Below are 15,525 nucleotides of genomic sequence, written 5' to 3'. Positions count from 1 at the left end.
GGGGTCAGTTCTTGCGCCGGGCGCGGAAGGCGGCCACGTGGACGCGGTTCGCGCAGCGGGCCGAGCAGAAGCGCTTCGCCTGGTTCGTCGAGGTGTCCAGGTAGTACGTGGCGCAATCCGCGGCCTGGCAGCGTCCCCACCGGCCGGTCCCGTGCTGCACGACGCCCTGCGCCAAGCCCCAAGCCGCCGCGGCGGCGACCTCCGTGGCGGGCGGGGCGTCCGGGCCGGCCACGTGCACGTGCCAGCTCGGCCCGTGCCCGGACAGCCGAGGTCGGGGCGGGTGCCGTTCGAGCAGGTCGTTGGTCGCCGCCTGCACCCGCGCCACGTCGCCGTCGATCATGGCGTCGAACGCGTCGCGCAGGCCGGTCGCGACGGTGCGCAGCACTTCCAGGTCGTGTTCGAGGACGCGTTCCGACCACCACGGCTCGTCGTGCAGCGCCGCGCGCAGCCGGTCCAGGCCGGTGAGGTCGGCGTTCGCGAGCCGCAGTGCCAGCTCCGTGTAATCGGCGCTGTCCATCTGAGCTCCTTACCGATAGCCTGCGTCAGGGGCGGATGCCGGAATCACAGCTTACCGGGAGGGTGTCGTGAGCGAGGTCGCCGAGCGGGTGCCGATGCGGACGGTGCTCGGGCTGGCCGTGCCCGCACTGGGCGTGCTGGCGGCGGAGCCGCTGTACGTGCTCGTCGACACCGCGGTGATCGGGCACCTGGGCGCGGTGCCGCTGGCGGGCCTGGCCCTCGGCGGCACCCTGTTCACGCTGGTGTCCAGCCAGCTCACGTTCCTGTCCTACGGCACCACGGCGCGCACCGCCCGCCTGCACGGAGCGGGGCGCCGCAAGGACGCCGTCGCCGAAGGGGTACAGGCCACCTGGCTCGGCATCGCCGTCGGCGTGCTGCTGCTGGTGCTGGCGCAGCTGTTCGCGGTGCCCATCGCCGAACTGCTCGCCGGGGAGGGGCCGATCGCGGACGCGGCGGCGCGGTGGCTGCGGGTCGCGCTGCTCGGGGCACCGCTGGTGCTGATCACGATGGCGGGCAACGGCTGGATGCGCGGGGTGCAGGACACCCGGCGACCGCTGTGGTTCGTGCTCGCGGGCAACGGCACCTCGGCACTGCTGTGCCCGCTGTTCGTGTACCCGCTGGGCTGGGGGCTGGAAGGGTCGGCGGTGGCGAACCTGATCGGCCAGTCCATCTCGGCGGCGCTGTTCCTGCGGGCCCTCGTGGTGGAACGCGCCGGGCTGCGGCCCGACCCGGCGACGATGCGCGCCCAGCTCGGCATGGGCCGGGACCTGGTGCTGCGCACGCTGGCGTTCCAGGCGTGCTTCCTGTCGGCGACCTCGGTCGCCGCCCGCACCGGAGCCGAAGCCGCCGCCGCGCACCAGGTGGTGTGGCAGCTGTGGTCCTTCCTGGCGCTCGTGCTGGACTCGCTGGCCATCGCCGCGCAGTCGCTGGTGGGCGCGGCCCTCGGCGGCGGTGCGGCGCGGCGGGCGAAGGGCCTCGCGCGGCAGATCAGCTGGTACGGCCTCGCGTTCGGCGTGCTGCTCGGCGCGGTGTTCGCCGCGCTGGCGACGGTGCTGCCGAAGGTGTTCACCAGCGATGCCGCGGTGCTCGCGCAGCTGCCGTACGCGTGGTGGTTCTTCGTGCTGCAGCAGCCCGTCGCCGGAGTCGTGTTCGCGCTCGACGGCGTGTTCCTCGGAGCCGGCGACGCGCGCTACCTGCGGACCGCGACGATGCTCAGCGCCGCCGTCGGCTACCTGCCGCTGATCTGGCTGTCGCTCGCCTTCGGCTGGGGCCTGGCCGGGATCTGGACAGGGCTGAGCCTGTTCATGCTGCTGCGGTTGATCACCCTGCTGCTGCGGGCGCGGTCGGGGAAGTGGGCCGTGGTCGGTGCCGAGGTGGGCGCCGCGGCGTAGCGGGCGCGCGGATCGCGTTCGCCGCGCGTTCAGGGGTGGAGCACCGCTTCGACGGGCCGCCGCCACCGCGCCGGAACGGGTCGGGGATGATTGCCAGCCGTGTCCGAGCACTCCCGAACAGCACGCAACCGTCCCGCCGTCCCGCCAGGTCTGCTCGTGGTGGACAAACCGGCGGGCATGACCTCGCACGACGTGGTGTCCCGCGTGCGGCGCATCATGGGCACCCGCAAGGTCGGGCATGCCGGAACGCTGGATCCGATGGCCACCGGTGTGCTGGTGCTCGGCCTGGAACGGGCCACGAAGCTGCTGGGGCACCTGGCGCTGGACACCAAGGCCTACCTGGCGACGATCCGGCTCGGCGCGGCCACCAGCACCGACGACGCCGAAGGCGAGCTGCTCTCGCAGGCGGACCCGGACGGGGTGACCGAGCAGGCGATCCGGGACGGCATCGCCGAGCTGACCGGGGACATCCAGCAGGTGCCGAGTTCGGTGAGCGCGGTCAAGGTCAACGGCAAGCGGGCCTACGAGCTGGCCCGCGCGGGCAAGGACGTGGAGCTGGCCGCGCGGCCGGTCACGGTGTCGCGGTTCGACCTGCTGGCGATCCGCGAGCCGGAGGCGGTCCACGCCGAGGCGGAAGCGGGCGCCGCGGAACCCGAAGCCGCTCCCGTCGAGCCGGAAGCGGCGGCGGACGCCTCGCCGACCGCCTGGCCCACCCGGATGATCGAGCTCGACGTGATCGTCGAGTGCTCCTCCGGCACGTACGTGCGGGCGCTGGCGCGCGACCTGGGCGCCCGGCTCGGCGTCGGCGGCCACCTCGGCCAGCTGCGCCGGACCCGCGTGGGCCCCTTCGGACTGGCCACCGCCCGCACCCTGGACCGGCTCGAAGCCGAACCGGGCCTGTCGATGGACCTGGACCAGGCCATCTCCACCGCCTTCGCCCGCCATGACACCGACGCGAGCACGGTGCGCGCGCTCACCCACGGGCAGACCATCCCGGCGACGGGCGTCGCGGGCACCTGCGGCGTGTTCGGGCCGGACGGTCGCGCGGTGGCGCTGGTGCAGGACGAGGGGCGTACCGCGCGACCGGTGCTGGTGCTGACCCCGGCGGGCTGAACGACCTGTCCGGAGGCAGGCAGTAGGCTTGCCAGCCGTGCAGCGTTGGCGCGGTTTGGAGCAGCTCCCTGGCGGTTGGGGCCGGTGCGTCGTCACCATCGGCGTCTTCGACGGGATCCACCAAGGACACCAGCAGTTGATCACGCACGCGGTGCGGGCGGCGCGGGAACGCGGCGTCCCCTGCGTGCTGATGACTTTCGACCCGCATCCGGCCGAAGTGGTGCGCCCCGGCAGCCACCCCGCGCAGCTGACCACGCTGCGGCGGCGCGCGGAACTCGCCGAAGGCCTCGGCGTGGACGTGTTCTGCGTGCTGCCGTTCACCGCCGAGCTGTCCCGGATGCCCGCGGCCGAGTTCGTGCACGAACTGCTCGTGGAGCGGCTGCACGCGGCCGTGGTCGTGGTGGGCGAGAACTTCACGTTCGGCCACCGCGCGGCGGGCGACATCTCGGTGCTGGCGGAGCTGGGCGACCGCTTCGGCTTCGAAGTGGCCTCGGACCGCCTCGTCAGCGGCCTGACCGAACGCTCCGACGGGGCCACCGAGGCGCCGGTGACGTTCTCCTCGACCTACATCCGCTCGTGCATCGACGCCGGGGACGTGGTGGCCGCGGCCTCGGCGCTGGGCCGCTACCACCGCCTGGAGGGCATCGTGGTCCGCGGTGCCGGCCGCGGCGGCAGCGAGCTCGGCTTCCCCACCGCGAACCTGTCCAGCCCCGCGTACTCCGCGGTGCCCGCCGACGGCGTGTACGCCTGCTGGTTCACCCATCGCCGCCGCGGTTCCTCCGAGCCAGGTGAGACGCTGGCCGCCGCGGTCTCGGTGGGCAGCAATCCCACGTTCTCCGGTACGGAACGGACGGTGGAGGCGTTCGTGCTCGATGTGGACGCCGATTTCTACGGCGAGCACGTGGCGTTGGACTTCGTGCGCAGGCTGCGCGGCATGGAGCGCTACGACTCGGTCGACGCCTTGATCGCGCAGATGAACCAGGACGTCGTGCACACCCGTGAGATCCTCAGTGCGCGCGGTTGATCCACTCCGTGGGGGCGGAGGAATTTCGCAAACCGGTCCGGCGGCACGTTGCGACCTGGCAGTATTCAGTACCGGCCGCTTCCGGGGATCTTCCGGTGGCGGCGTTCGACGGTGGCACCGGGGGAGCTGAGGTGGCGGAACACAAGAGCGTCCAGCGCAATCTGGAGCTGCAGCGGGAGTGGTACGGCGAACCGCTGGGCGACCGGGTGCGCCGACTCGTGGTGGCGTTCCGGATCTCGCAGGCCCAGCTCGCGGAGGTGCTCGGCATCAGCGCCCCGATGCTCAGTCAGGTGATGAGCGGTCGCCGCGCCAAGATCGGAAACCCGTCGGTGCTGGCCCGGCTGGTGATGCTGGAGCGCAAGGTGCTCGTTCCCGGCGTGACCGCGGGGGAGTCGGAGGCGATCCGGGCGGCGCTGGCCGACGTGCGCGACTCCCGGCCCTCGGTGGGGCGGGACACGCTGCCGGTGATGGGCGCCAACGGCGAGGAAGCGGCGTGGCCGGTGCTGCGCGGCGCGGCCAAGCCGAGCGAGCTGGAGGCCGCCGCCGCGCTGATCGACGGGCGCTACCCGGCGCTGGCGGGCTTATTGCGCCGCGCGGCCAGCGGTGACCCGGCCTGAGGTCCGTCCGGCGTGGACCCCGCCGCGCCCGGCGACGCTGGGACACTGCGCGGTGTGAGGAGAATCGGTGACGAGCCAGGGCTTCCGCGCCTGTTCACGGCGGTGTGGCCGCCGCGGGAGGCGATCGACCACCTCCTCGGCGTGCTCGACGAGACCGGGCTGGAGCGGGCCGGAGCGGGATTGCGGCGCTTCCGACTCGTGCCGTCCCGGCAGTGGCACCTGACGCTGTGCTTCCACGGGCCCGCCGACCCCGCCGCCCGGGCGGCCCTGCTGGACGACCGCGTGCCCGAGGCGACGGCGCCGCGGCTGCGGCTCGCGGGAGCGGGGACGTTCCGCGGAGTCCTGTGGGCGGGCGTCGAGCCCGCCGCCGACTCCGACGCCCGCGCGCTGCGGGCGCTGGTGCTCGCGGCGGGAGGCGACCCGGACGGATTCCGGGCGCACCTCACCCTGGCCCGGTGGAACGCGGGCAGGCCGGACCGGCGCGCGCTGCTCGCCCGGCTCGGCGACTGCGCGGGCCCGTGGTGGGACGCGTCCGAGGTCGCGCTGGTGCGCAGCGATCAAGAGCCGGCCGGGTCGGTGTACCGGACCGTGCATTCGGTGGCGGTGCCACGCCGAGCCGCAGGGGAGCAGGGTGGACGGGGGAGCCCCTGATACCCTGGCCTCGGATCCGGCTGTAGTCCGTGGCGGCCGTGTCCGGTGTGCCTGTACCCGGTGAGACCGGCCGGTCCGGGGTTCCGGTCCGATCAGTGTCCTGGTCGGTGCCGAACCTGGGGGTCGGAGCCGTCGAAGACCGGGATCCCGGTGAGTCCGGGGTCGACGAATCCGGTGTGGGCCGCCCGGTGTGCGAGGTGTGGCGATGGCCGTGAGTCGTGTCCGGTGCGTTCCCACCCGGTGTTCATCCCGGCTTCGAGCTCGGCGCTCGGTGCCAGGCGCACCCGAAGCAACACTTGACACGGCACGCGAAACAAGGAGAGTTCACCCGTGGCGCTGTCCACTGCTCAGAAGAAGCAGATCCTGACCGACTTCGGTCTGCACGAGTCCGACACCGGCTCGGCGGAGGCCCAGGTGGCCCTGCTGACCAACCGGATCTCGGGCCTGACCGAGCACCTCAAGATGCACAAGCACGACCACCACTCGCGTCGTGGCCTGCTGCTGATGGTCGGTCGGCGTCGGCGTCTGCTGAACTACCTGACCAAGGTCGACATCGAGCGCTACCGCTCGCTGATCCAGCGGCTCGGTCTGCGTCGTTGACCTACGTCGGGGGAGCGATCCACAGTGGATCGCTCCCCCGATGCACAACTGAACGCATGAAGGCGGGCCACTAGGCCCGCGCACGAAAGTGGGTCCACGCCCACGGCGGGTCATCATCCGCCGGTCCTCGGTAGTGGCTTCCGGGCATCCGCCCGGTGGCTTCGATCGATGACCGGCCTCGTCGGAAAGATTCCCCCGCGCGACCGTGGACCCCTGAAACGAGGAGTTCCACTTGACACAAGCGCACAACGTTGACGAAGGCGTCTACGAAGCGACCGCGGTGCTGGACAACGGTGCCTTCGGCACCCGCGAGGTCCGGTTCGAGACGGGCCGGCTGGCCAAGCAGGCCGCGGGCAGCGTCGTCGCCTACCTGGACGACGACACCATGCTGCTGTCGGCCACCACGGCCTCCAAGCACCCCAAGGACAACCTCGACTTCTTCCCGCTGACGGTGGACGTCGAGGAGCGCATGTACGCGGCGGGCCGCATCCCCGGCTCGTTCTTCCGCCGGGAGGGCCGCCCCTCCACCGACGCGATCCTGACCTGCCGGCTGATCGACCGGCCGCTGCGCCCGTCCTTCGTGGACGGCCTGCGCAACGAGATCCAGGTCGTGGTCACGGTGATGAGCCTGGACCCGAAGGACCCGTACGACGTGCTCGCCATCAACGGCGCGTCCGCTTCCACCCAGCTGTCCGGCCTGCCGTTCTCCGGCCCGGTCGGCGGCACCCGGATGGCGCTGATCGACGGGCAGTGGGTGGCGTTCCCCACCTACGAGCAGCTCGAGCGCGCGGTGTTCGACATGGTCGTCGCCGGTCGCATCGTCGGTGACGACGTCGCGATCATGATGGTCGAGGCCGAGGCCACCGACAAGACCGTCGACCTGGTCGGCCAGGGCGCGCAGGCGCCCACCGAAGAGGTCGTCGCCGCCGGTCTCGAGGCCGCGAAGCCCTTCATCCGCACCCTCTGCCAGGCCCAGCAGCAGCTGGCCCAGACCGCGGGCAAGGCCACCGCCGAGTACCCGCTGTTCCCGGCGTACCAGGACGACGCCTACACCGCCGTCGAAGGCGCGGTGTCCGGCGACCTGGCGCAGGCGCTGGCCATCGCGGGCAAGCAGGAGCGCGAGTCCCGCCTCGACGAGATCAAGCAGGTCGCGCTGGAGAAGGCCGGCATCGAGGAGGGGCAGCCCTTCGCCGGTCGCGAGAAGGAGATCGGCGCGGCCTTCCGCTCGCTGACGAAGAAGCTGGTGCGCCAGCGGATCATCACCGAGAAGGTCCGCATCGACGGTCGCGGCCTGACCGACATCCGCAGCCTCTCCGCCGAGGTCGGCGTGGTGCCGCGGGCGCACGGTTCGGCGCTGTTCGAGCGCGGCGAGACCCAGATCATGGGCGTCTCCACGCTGAACATGCTGCGGCTGGAGCAGACGATCGACTCGCTCGGTCCGGAGACCAGCAAGCGGTACATGCACCACTACAACTTCCCGCCGTACTCGACCGGTGAGACCGGCCGGGTCGGTAGCCCGAAGCGCCGCGAGATCGGCCACGGCGCGCTGGCCGAGCGGGCGCTGCTGCCCGTGCTGCCGACGCGCGAGGAGTTCCCGTACGCGCTGCGCCAGGTTTCCGAGGCGCTGGGCTCCAACGGTTCCACCTCGATGGGCTCGGTCTGCGCCTCGACGCTGTCGCTGCTCAACGCCGGTGTGCCGCTGAAGGCCTCGGTCGCGGGCATCGCGATGGGCCTCGTGTCCGACGTCGTCGACGGCGAGACGCACTACGTGGCGCTGACCGACATCCTCGGTGCCGAGGACGCGTTCGGTGACATGGACTTCAAGGTCGCGGGCACGAAGGAATTCGTGACGGCGCTGCAGCTGGACACCAAGCTCGACGGCATCCCGTCGGCCGTGCTGGCGCAGGCGCTGGGCCAGGCCAAGGACGCCAGGTTCACGATCCTGGAGGTCATGGACGAGGCCATCGGCACGCCGGACGAGATGAGCCCGCACGCGCCGCGCGTCACCTCGGTCTCCATCCCGGTCGACAAGATCGGCGAGGTCATCGGGCCGAAGGGCAAGATGATCAACTCGATCACCGAGGAGACCGGCGCCGAGATCACGATCGAGGACGACGGCACCATCTACGTGGGTGCGGCCGACGGCCCGTCCGCGGAAGCGGCGATCGACAAGATCAACGCCATCGCGAACCCGCAGCTGCCGAAGGTCGGCGAGCGCTTCCTGGGCACCGTGGTCAAGACCGCGGCGTTCGGCGCGTTCGTCTCGCTGCTGCCGGGCAAGGACGGCCTGGTGCACATCTCCAAGCTGGGCAACGGCAAGCGCATCGGCAAGGTCGAGGACGTCGTGAACGTCGGCGACAAGCTGCGCGTGGAGATCGCCGACATCGACAACCGCGGCAAGATCAGCCTCATCGTCGTCGACGAAGAGGGCGACACCGCCGCGCAGGCCGAGGACACCCCGGCCGAGGCTCCGGCGGAAGCGCCCGCCGAGTGATCCGATGAATCGCTGAGATCAGCAGCGAGGCGAAGGCGGCCCGTCCCGGACAGCACGTCCGGGGCGGGCCGTATCGTGTGGCAGGGCGTACGGCGACGAGACCCGGAGAAGATGAAGCAGAACCAGACACGTGCGGGACATCTCCAGCGGCCGGGCACCACCCGCGTCCTGGGGCGCAGCGGAGCGGAATCGGTGCGGCGCACAGTGCTGCCCGGCGGCCTGCGAGTGGTGACCGAGGAGGTGCCGGGCGTGCGCTCGGCCTCCGTGGGCATCTGGGTGGGCGTCGGATCGCGCGACGAGACCAGGCCGCAGGCCGGTGCCGCGCACTACCTGGAACACCTGCTGTTCAAGGGCACCGCCCGCCGCACCGCCGTGGACATCGCCCAGGAGATCGACGCCGTCGGCGGCGAGCTCAACGCGTTCACCTCCAAAGAGCACACCTGCTACTACGCCCACGTCCTCGACGAGGACCTGCCGCTGGCCGTGGACATGCTCTGCGACGTGGTGTTCGACGCGGTCAACGCCGCCTCCGACGTCGACGTCGAACGCAGCGTGGTGCTCGAAGAGATCGCGATGCGCGACGACGACCCCGAGGACCTGCTGCACGAGCTGTTCTCCGCGGCCGTGCTCGGCGATCATCCGCTGGGGCGCTCGGTGCTGGGCACCGAGGAGTCGATCACCGAGATGAGCCGCAGCCGCGTGCACGGCTTCTACCGCCGCAGCTACGCGCTGCCGAAGATGGTGATCGCGGTCGCCGGCAACGTCGAGCACACCAAGGTGCTGCGGCTGCTGCGCAAGGCCGTCGGGGATCGCCTCGGCGGCGAGGACGCGCCCGCTCCGCCGCGCACCGGCCGCACCCGGCTGCCCAAGCAGCAGGCGCTGGTGCTGGAGCACGACGACACCGAACAGGCCCACCTGCTGCTGGGGTGCCGGGCGCTGAACCGGCACGACGACCGGCGATTCGTGCTGGGCGTGCTCAACGCGGCGCTGGGCGGCGGCATGAGCTCCCGGCTGTTCCAGGAGATCAGGGAGCAGCGGGGACTGGCGTACTCGGTGTACTCCGCGGCCACCGCCTACGCCGACGCCGGAACGTTCTCGGTGTACGCGGGCTGCCAGCCGGACCGGCTCGGCGAGGTCGCCACCGTGATTCGCGACGTGCTGGAATCGGTCGCCGCCGACGGGCTCAGCGAGGACGAGGTGGCGCGCGGTCGCGGCCAGCTGCGCGGCGGCCTGGTGCTCGGCCTGGAGGACACCGCGTCCCGGATGAGCCGCATCGGCAAGAGCGAGCTGAACTACGGGCGCCACCTCAGCGTCGAGGACACCTTGGCGCGCATCGAAGCGGTCACCGCCGACGACGTCGCGGAGCTGGCGCGGGACCTGCTGCGCCGCCCGCTGACCACCGTCGTCGTCGGGCCGTACGAGAACGTCGATGAGCTGCCGGACTCCATCAGCCGGCCGGACCAGACCAGAAAGGCGGCACGTTCGTGACATCTCCAGAGACCTCGGTCGCATCCCCGGTGCGAGTCGGTGTGCTCGGCGCCCGCGGGCGGATGGGCTCTGAGGCGGTGCGCGCCGTCGGCGAGGACCCCGGCGCGGAGCTGGTCGCCTCGGTGAACCGGGAGGACCCGCTGCAGGTGCTGGTCGACTCCGGCGCGCAGGTGGCGGTGGACCTGACGCACCCGGATTCGGTGCTGGAGAACGTGCGGTTCTGCGTGGAGAACGGCATCCACGTCGTCGTCGGCACCAGCGGGCTCGGTGCCGCGGAGCTGGAGACCGTCGGATCGCTGCTGGCCGAACACCCGCAGGTGGGGGTGCTCGTGGCGCCGAACTTCGCGCTCGGCGCGGTGCTGTCGATGAAGTTCGCCGAGGTCGCCGCCCGGTTCTTCGAATCGGTGGAGATCGTGGAACTGCACCACCCGAAGAAGGCCGACGCCCCGTCCGGCACCGCGGCGCGCACCGCCGAGGTCATCGCGCAGGCGCGCGAGTCGGCGGAGCTGGACCCGGCGCCGGACGCCACCACGAAGGAGCTCGACGGCGCCCGCGGCGCGAAGGTCGACGGGGTGCCGGTGCACTCGATCCGGATGGCGGGGCTCGTCGCGCACCAGGAGGTGCTGTTCGGCACCGAAGGGGAGACGTTGACCATCCGGCACGACTCCTACGACCGGCGGTCCTTCATGCCGGGCGTGCTGCTGGCGGTCCGCGAGGTCGGCGGGCGACCGGGCCTGACCGTGGGCCTCGACGCGGTTCTGGGGCTGTGAATGTCCGACGGTGAGCGGCGGCGCGGGCTCGGCCCGCGCACCGCGGCGTTCGTGGTCGCCGCGGTGCTGCTGGTGTACCTGGTGCTGATGGGCGGCCGGGCGATCACGATGATCGTCACCGGTCGGCCGATCTTCGTGGCGCTCGGCGTCGCGATCTTCGTGCTTCCGGTGCTGGGCGCGCTGCTGGTGGTGGACCAGCTCCGATTCGGGACGCAGATGGAGCGGCTCGCGCGGCTGCTGCACGACGAAGGCTCGCTGCCGGACGTGTCGCACCTGCCGCGCCGCCCGTCCGGCCGCGTGGAGCGGGAAGCCGCCGACGAGTGGTTCGACGCGAAGCAGGCGGAGCTGGAAGAATCCCCGCGCGATTGGCGGGCCTGGTTCGCCCTCGCGCAGGCGTACGACCTCGCCGGGGACCGCAACCGAGGGCGCAAGGCGATGCGCCGGGCGATCGAGCTCCAGCGGGGCGAAGCGGACGCGGAACGGTAGTTCGTCCGGCTCATCGCCGGTACCCGCATCCGGGTGATGGTTGCCGTTTCGCAATGCTTTCGCCTGGGATTCGCGGCCTTCATCTCATGCTGTGGTCGGTCAGTTGACATCGTCTGCGCAGGCGCCGCATGATCTATCGCATGTCGAGGTTCGCCACTCTGGTGGTCCGCCTGCACGTAGATTTGCAGCAGCAATCCAGCGCCCTCTGTCGTAGTTTCTGATTACTGCGTTCGCCGGGGTGGCGCGGTTCCGCGCATCCGCGGTCGATCCGCTGAGCAAACGCATTTCGCGGTCGTTTCCGATGACCTGACCAGCACCCGATCCGGACGAAATCCATCCCCGGATCGGCAGCCGCATGAACGGGTGCCGGACGCCGGGAAAGCAGCATCGGGCCGCATTCTTCCCTGATCCGATTTCGACCCCGTCGGCTCGTCGATTCATCCGATTCCGGAACGCGACCGCGTGGTCCGGTGACCCCGTGTGCCCTGAAGCGGTTTCCACTCGATTCTGATCATCGGGAAACCGGTTGTGGGGACACCTGCGTGTCCGAATCCCGTAGTCCGAATGAGAAGAAATGGTGTCGAGACGTTGGTGGAAATCAGTTACAGACCGGAGAGAAGATGAGAACCCAGTCGCGTGCATGGCGCAAGGGACTGACCGGGGTGGCCGCCGCGCTGCTCGCCGTCGGTGCCGTCACGCTGCCGGTCGGTGATACCGAGGCCTACGCGGACGTGCAGGTCACGACGCATCAGGTGCCCGGAGCCGACGGCAAGAACTACTCGGTCACCAACCATGTCGTGAGCCGGAACGCCACCAAAGCAGCCGACGGCAAGCGCAAGGAATGGCTGGTGGTGTGGGCCGGTGACGAGAACATCGCCGACACCGCCGTCAAGGACGTGAAGAATCTTCCCGGTTCGATCGGAAACCCCGTCGACAAGGTGAAGAACGCCCTTCCCGGTCCCGACTTCCTCGCCGTCATCGACGCGACCAAGGGTTCGTCGACCTACGGCAAGGTCGTCAACACCGCGACCGTCGGGCCGTTGGTGGAGAACGAGCCGCACCACATGCAATACGTGTGGCACAAGGGCGACACCATTTTCGCCGGTGCCCTGTTCCTCGGTGCCACTTACGCGTTCGACGTCACGAAACTGCCGAACCTGGAGCTCAAGGGCGTCAGCCTGCCGACCCAGACGCTCGGCGGTTCCGTTCCGGACGCGTATTGGACGCTGTCGGACGGCACTTCCTACGGCACCTACATGGGTGGTCCCGTCGCACCCGGTCCTTACCGGTACGACGACGGATCCGTGCACGTCGGAAATGGTTTCGCGGGCAGTCCCGGGGAAGTCGTGCGATTCGACCCGAACGGGAAGGTGCTGTCGCAATCCCCCGCGGCGACACCGCAGGGCGACGACCCGAAGCTGTGCGACAACCTGCCGCGACTCGGCAAGCCGACCTGCGCCAACCCGCACGGCATCCAGGCTCGCGAAGACCTGGACACGCTGATCACCAGTGACTACGCGGAACCCCGCAACATCATCCTGGACCCGGTCAAGCAGCCGTCGCCGTACCTGCGCAGGCCGACCGTCCGAACCTGGGACATCTCCGACCGCAACCACCCCAAGCTGCGGGCCGTGTCCTACCTGCCCGACGGGCCGCGGGCCGACCCCGCCGACCCGCTGCACTCCGAGAGCCGCGCGGTGATGGAAACGACCGTCACCAACCTGCCCGGTCACAAGGGTGCGTTCGCCCAGACCATGCAGGGCGGTGCGGTGTTCTACACGCCGGACATCACCGCACCGGCGCCGCGCTGGACCCAGGTCTTCGACGACGGGCAGGCGTTGAAGGCCATCGACCCGGCCAACAACGACGCCAGGGGCAGCAGCTCCAACGGCGGCTGGATCCAGACCAGCCCCGACGACAAGTTCCTGTACCGCGCGGTGCAGGGGCGGCAGAAGGGCGCGCTCGGCCCGGACGACCCCGGATCCACCGGTGGCGTCTACACCCTGGACGTCTCCAAGATCGTCAACGCCGGGACCGACTTCAAGTGCACCATCGACACCGTCGAGAAGGCGGAGAACGGTGGCGGCCAGGACTGCCCGACGCTGGCCGGCGCGGCACCCATCAACCCGGGACAGCCGGGCGCGGGGCCGCACTGGGGCGCCTACGACAACTTCACCGAAGGCGCCGACGGACGCTACGAGGAGACCAAGCAGCCGAGCAGGCTCGCCGTGTCGAACTACTTCGTGGCCCGTTCCGGACTCGACGGCGACCACAAGGTCAACATGGTCGACCTGGCCAAGGACGGCAAGGTCAGCGTCGACGAGACCTTCAAGGACGAAGTGACCGGTGAGACCGGGATCAACTTCAACCGGAAGTCGTGGCCGCACGGACCGTTCGGGAACGCCAAACCGCACTCCGAACTGTTCGTCGTCGCGGATGAGGATCTGAAGTAAGTCCGCGGCATCGGTGGGGAGCCGGTTCGACACCGCGCTTCCCACCGATGCCTGCCCGGAACGTGCGTCGCAAGCCCGGCACGCTGATCTCGCCAGGGCGCGACACCTGATTTCCCCCGCTGCGCCGGGAAATTCTGCTGGAGTGAGGTTCTCTCGATGGACATGAGCGGTATGCATTCGGGCACCGGGGTGGCCGGGGTGGACGCCGCGGGGCTGGTGCTGCGCGTGCTGCTGCTCGGGGGCACCGCCGTGGCCGCCGGGCTCGGACTGCTGCGCCCCACCGTCCGCGCGACCGGCCGCGCCACGACGTGGACGGCCTGGGCCGCGGCCGGAGCGGGCGCCGCGGCGAGCCTGCTGTCGATCCCCGTGCTCGACGTCAACGGCATCGTCGCGGTGCTGCACGCCGTGCTGCTGCTGGCGCTGCCGATCGCGCTGCGGTGGCCCACCCCCGCCGCCTACCTGGGCTTCGCGCTCACCGTGCTCGTCGTGGTGGAGAGCGCCATCGGGCACTCGCCCGCCGAGTTCTTCGTCACCACCATCGTCACCGCGGCCGTCGTCACCTGGTTCGGGCTGACCGGCATCGGGCTCACCGTGCCCCCCGAACAGCGCTCCGAAGGCGGCCTGCGGCCCGGACCGCTCGCCCTGGCGCTCGCCGCCGTGCTCGTCGTGGCCGCCGCCGTGCAGCTCGTGCTCATCGGCGTCGCCGACCGGCGGCTGCTGACCGGATTCGGCGCGGTGCTGCTGCTCATCGTCGTCGCCGCCCTGGTCGTGGCGGGCGTGGCGGTGCTGCTGCGGCGCGGCGACCCCTGGCGGATCTACCGGTACGGCGCCGCCGCCGTCGCCGTCGCGTTCGTCGCGTGGACCGTGCTGCCCGGCATCCCGAAACCGGGCGAACTGCCGCTGCCCGGAGTGCCGCGGCTCGCCCACGCCGTCGTCGCCGACCAGGACGTGCCGGTGCTGATCACCCCGCACCGCCCCGGCCGCAACCTGGTGCACCTGCCCGACAGCGTCACCGACGACATCACCGTCCACGCCGGCGGCACGCCCGTGCGGGCGCAGCCCCGGCCCGGCACCTCCGGGACGTGGGCCGAAGTGGACCTGCCCGCCGGGCGCAGCGACATCGAACTGCGGCGCACCGGCGGTGACGAGCAGGGCAGCGTCGAAGTCGACACCGGCGACGGACCGGCCGTGCCCGGCGCCACCGGACAGGACGGGCCGGAATGCGCCAGCGTCGCGCTCGCCGGACTCGTCGCCGGGCAGCGGGCACCGCTGCACTCCTGCCCCGCCGAGGCGCTCGCGGACGACGACGCCGAGGCGCTGCGCGGACTCGTCGGTTACATCCACCGCAACGGCGCACCCGGCATCACCGTGCTCGGCGACGACTCACCGCGCTCCCGGCAGGCGGCGGACGTCGTCCGCGCTGCGGCGGCGCAGGCCGGGCTGCCCACCGGCGACGCGCCGCACCCCGACCGCGCGCTGATCCTCGTGGGCGGCTGGACGCACGCGGCCGAACACCTCGATTCGATCGCGGCATCGCAGAACGAGGCACCGCTGCACCTCTACGGCGTGCACCTCGCGCCGTGGCTGATGCACAGCCCCGTCACGACGGCCACCGCCAGCTCCGCCGTGCCGCTGCGCTTCGACCCCCGCGACTACCGCTCCCTCGAATACGGGATGGCGCTGTCCGAGGCGTTCGGCGGCGAACCGCCGTCGGTCGCCGGGTTCGACACCTGGCTCGCCGCCCGCGGCCAGGTCGTCGACGACCCCGTCGTCGTCTACGCCTCCGCCAAGGTCGACGCGATGCAGATGAACATGCCGGGGATGAGTGGCGGAATGCACGGCTCCGAACCTGCCGGTCAGTGGGTTCCACGTGGCACCGTTGTTGCCGTCTCCGGCCCCCTGACCCCCTGAAACCAAGGAGA

The 15,525-nt window shown here is 71.2% G+C and carries 13 protein-coding genes; 12 read left to right on the top strand and 1 reads right to left on the bottom strand.

Translation table 11 applies throughout. The features are described from left to right. Positions 1–4 precede the first annotated feature (4 nt). Positions 5–517 (bottom strand): CGNR zinc finger domain-containing protein, encoded by a 513-nt coding sequence (locus OOZ19_RS22145; protein ID WP_266092066.1) that lies wholly within the window; start codon positions 515–517, stop codon positions 5–7. Positions 518–611: 94 nt separating this feature from the next. Between OOZ19_RS22145 and OOZ19_RS22140 the strand changes: the two genes are divergently transcribed. The 12 genes from OOZ19_RS22140 to OOZ19_RS22085 all read left to right on the top strand — a co-directional run bounded on the left by OOZ19_RS22140 (position 612) and on the right by OOZ19_RS22085 (position 15,514). Next, the gene (locus OOZ19_RS22140) at positions 612–1,907 is read left to right on the top strand and encodes an MATE family efflux transporter (protein ID WP_266092104.1); all 1,296 of its coding nucleotides are present in this window, start codon (positions 612–614) and stop codon (positions 1,905–1,907) included. A 177-nt stretch (positions 1,908–2,084) separates the two neighbouring features. Continuing rightward, on the top strand, positions 2,085–3,020 hold the full coding sequence (gene truB, locus OOZ19_RS22135; protein WP_416309481.1) for a tRNA pseudouridine(55) synthase TruB: 936 nt from the start codon (positions 2,085–2,087) through the stop codon (positions 3,018–3,020). 37 nt (positions 3,021–3,057) lie between these two features. Beyond that, positions 3,058–4,044 (top strand): bifunctional riboflavin kinase/FAD synthetase, encoded by a 987-nt coding sequence (locus tag OOZ19_RS22130; protein WP_266092064.1) that lies wholly within the window; start codon positions 3,058–3,060, stop codon positions 4,042–4,044. Positions 4,045–4,175: 131 nt separating this feature from the next. Next, positions 4,176–4,661 (top strand): helix-turn-helix domain-containing protein, encoded by a 486-nt coding sequence (locus tag OOZ19_RS22125; RefSeq protein ID WP_266092063.1) that lies wholly within the window; start codon positions 4,176–4,178, stop codon positions 4,659–4,661. Positions 4,662–4,715: 54 nt separating this feature from the next. Next, entirely contained in the window at positions 4,716–5,312 is a 597-nt protein-coding gene (thpR, locus tag OOZ19_RS22120; protein ID WP_266092062.1) for an RNA 2',3'-cyclic phosphodiesterase, read from the top strand. Positions 5,313–5,642: 330 nt separating this feature from the next. Further along, entirely contained in the window at positions 5,643–5,912 is a 270-nt protein-coding gene (rpsO, locus tag OOZ19_RS22115) for a 30S ribosomal protein S15 (protein ID WP_184481475.1), read from the top strand. A 232-nt stretch (positions 5,913–6,144) separates the two neighbouring features. Beyond that, on the top strand, positions 6,145–8,406 hold the full coding sequence (locus tag OOZ19_RS22110; RefSeq protein WP_266092061.1) for a polyribonucleotide nucleotidyltransferase: 2,262 nt from the start codon (positions 6,145–6,147) through the stop codon (positions 8,404–8,406). A 111-nt stretch (positions 8,407–8,517) separates the two neighbouring features. Next, positions 8,518–9,894: a M16 family metallopeptidase gene (locus tag OOZ19_RS22105; RefSeq protein WP_266092060.1), complete on the top strand. Its 1,377-nt coding sequence runs from the start codon at positions 8,518–8,520 to the stop codon at positions 9,892–9,894. Beyond that, entirely contained in the window at positions 9,891–10,664 is a 774-nt protein-coding gene (gene dapB / locus OOZ19_RS22100; protein WP_266092059.1) for a 4-hydroxy-tetrahydrodipicolinate reductase, read from the top strand. The genes OOZ19_RS22105 and dapB overlap by 4 nt, the downstream gene beginning before the upstream one ends. Then, positions 10,665–11,150, top strand: coding sequence for a tetratricopeptide repeat protein (locus OOZ19_RS22095; protein ID WP_266092058.1), 486 nt, complete (start codon positions 10,665–10,667; stop codon positions 11,148–11,150). It begins immediately after the preceding gene. 620 nt (positions 11,151–11,770) lie between these two features. Further along, positions 11,771–13,603 carry a hypothetical protein gene (locus OOZ19_RS22090; RefSeq protein ID WP_266092057.1) on the top strand — a complete coding sequence of 611 codons (1,833 nt, stop codon included), beginning with the start codon at positions 11,771–11,773 and terminating at the stop codon, positions 13,601–13,603. 162 nt (positions 13,604–13,765) lie between these two features. Next, a complete protein-coding gene (locus OOZ19_RS22085; RefSeq protein WP_266092056.1) occupies positions 13,766–15,514 on the top strand; it encodes a hypothetical protein in 1,749 nt (582 codons plus the stop codon). Positions 15,515–15,525 lie beyond the last annotated feature (11 nt).

Source organism: Saccharopolyspora sp. NFXS83, assembly GCF_026241095.1.
GTDB lineage: Bacteria > Actinomycetota > Actinomycetes > Mycobacteriales > Pseudonocardiaceae > Saccharopolyspora_C.
The sequence above is the reverse complement of the archived record's forward strand: the minus strand, read 5'-3'. Positions and strand labels throughout refer to the sequence as shown.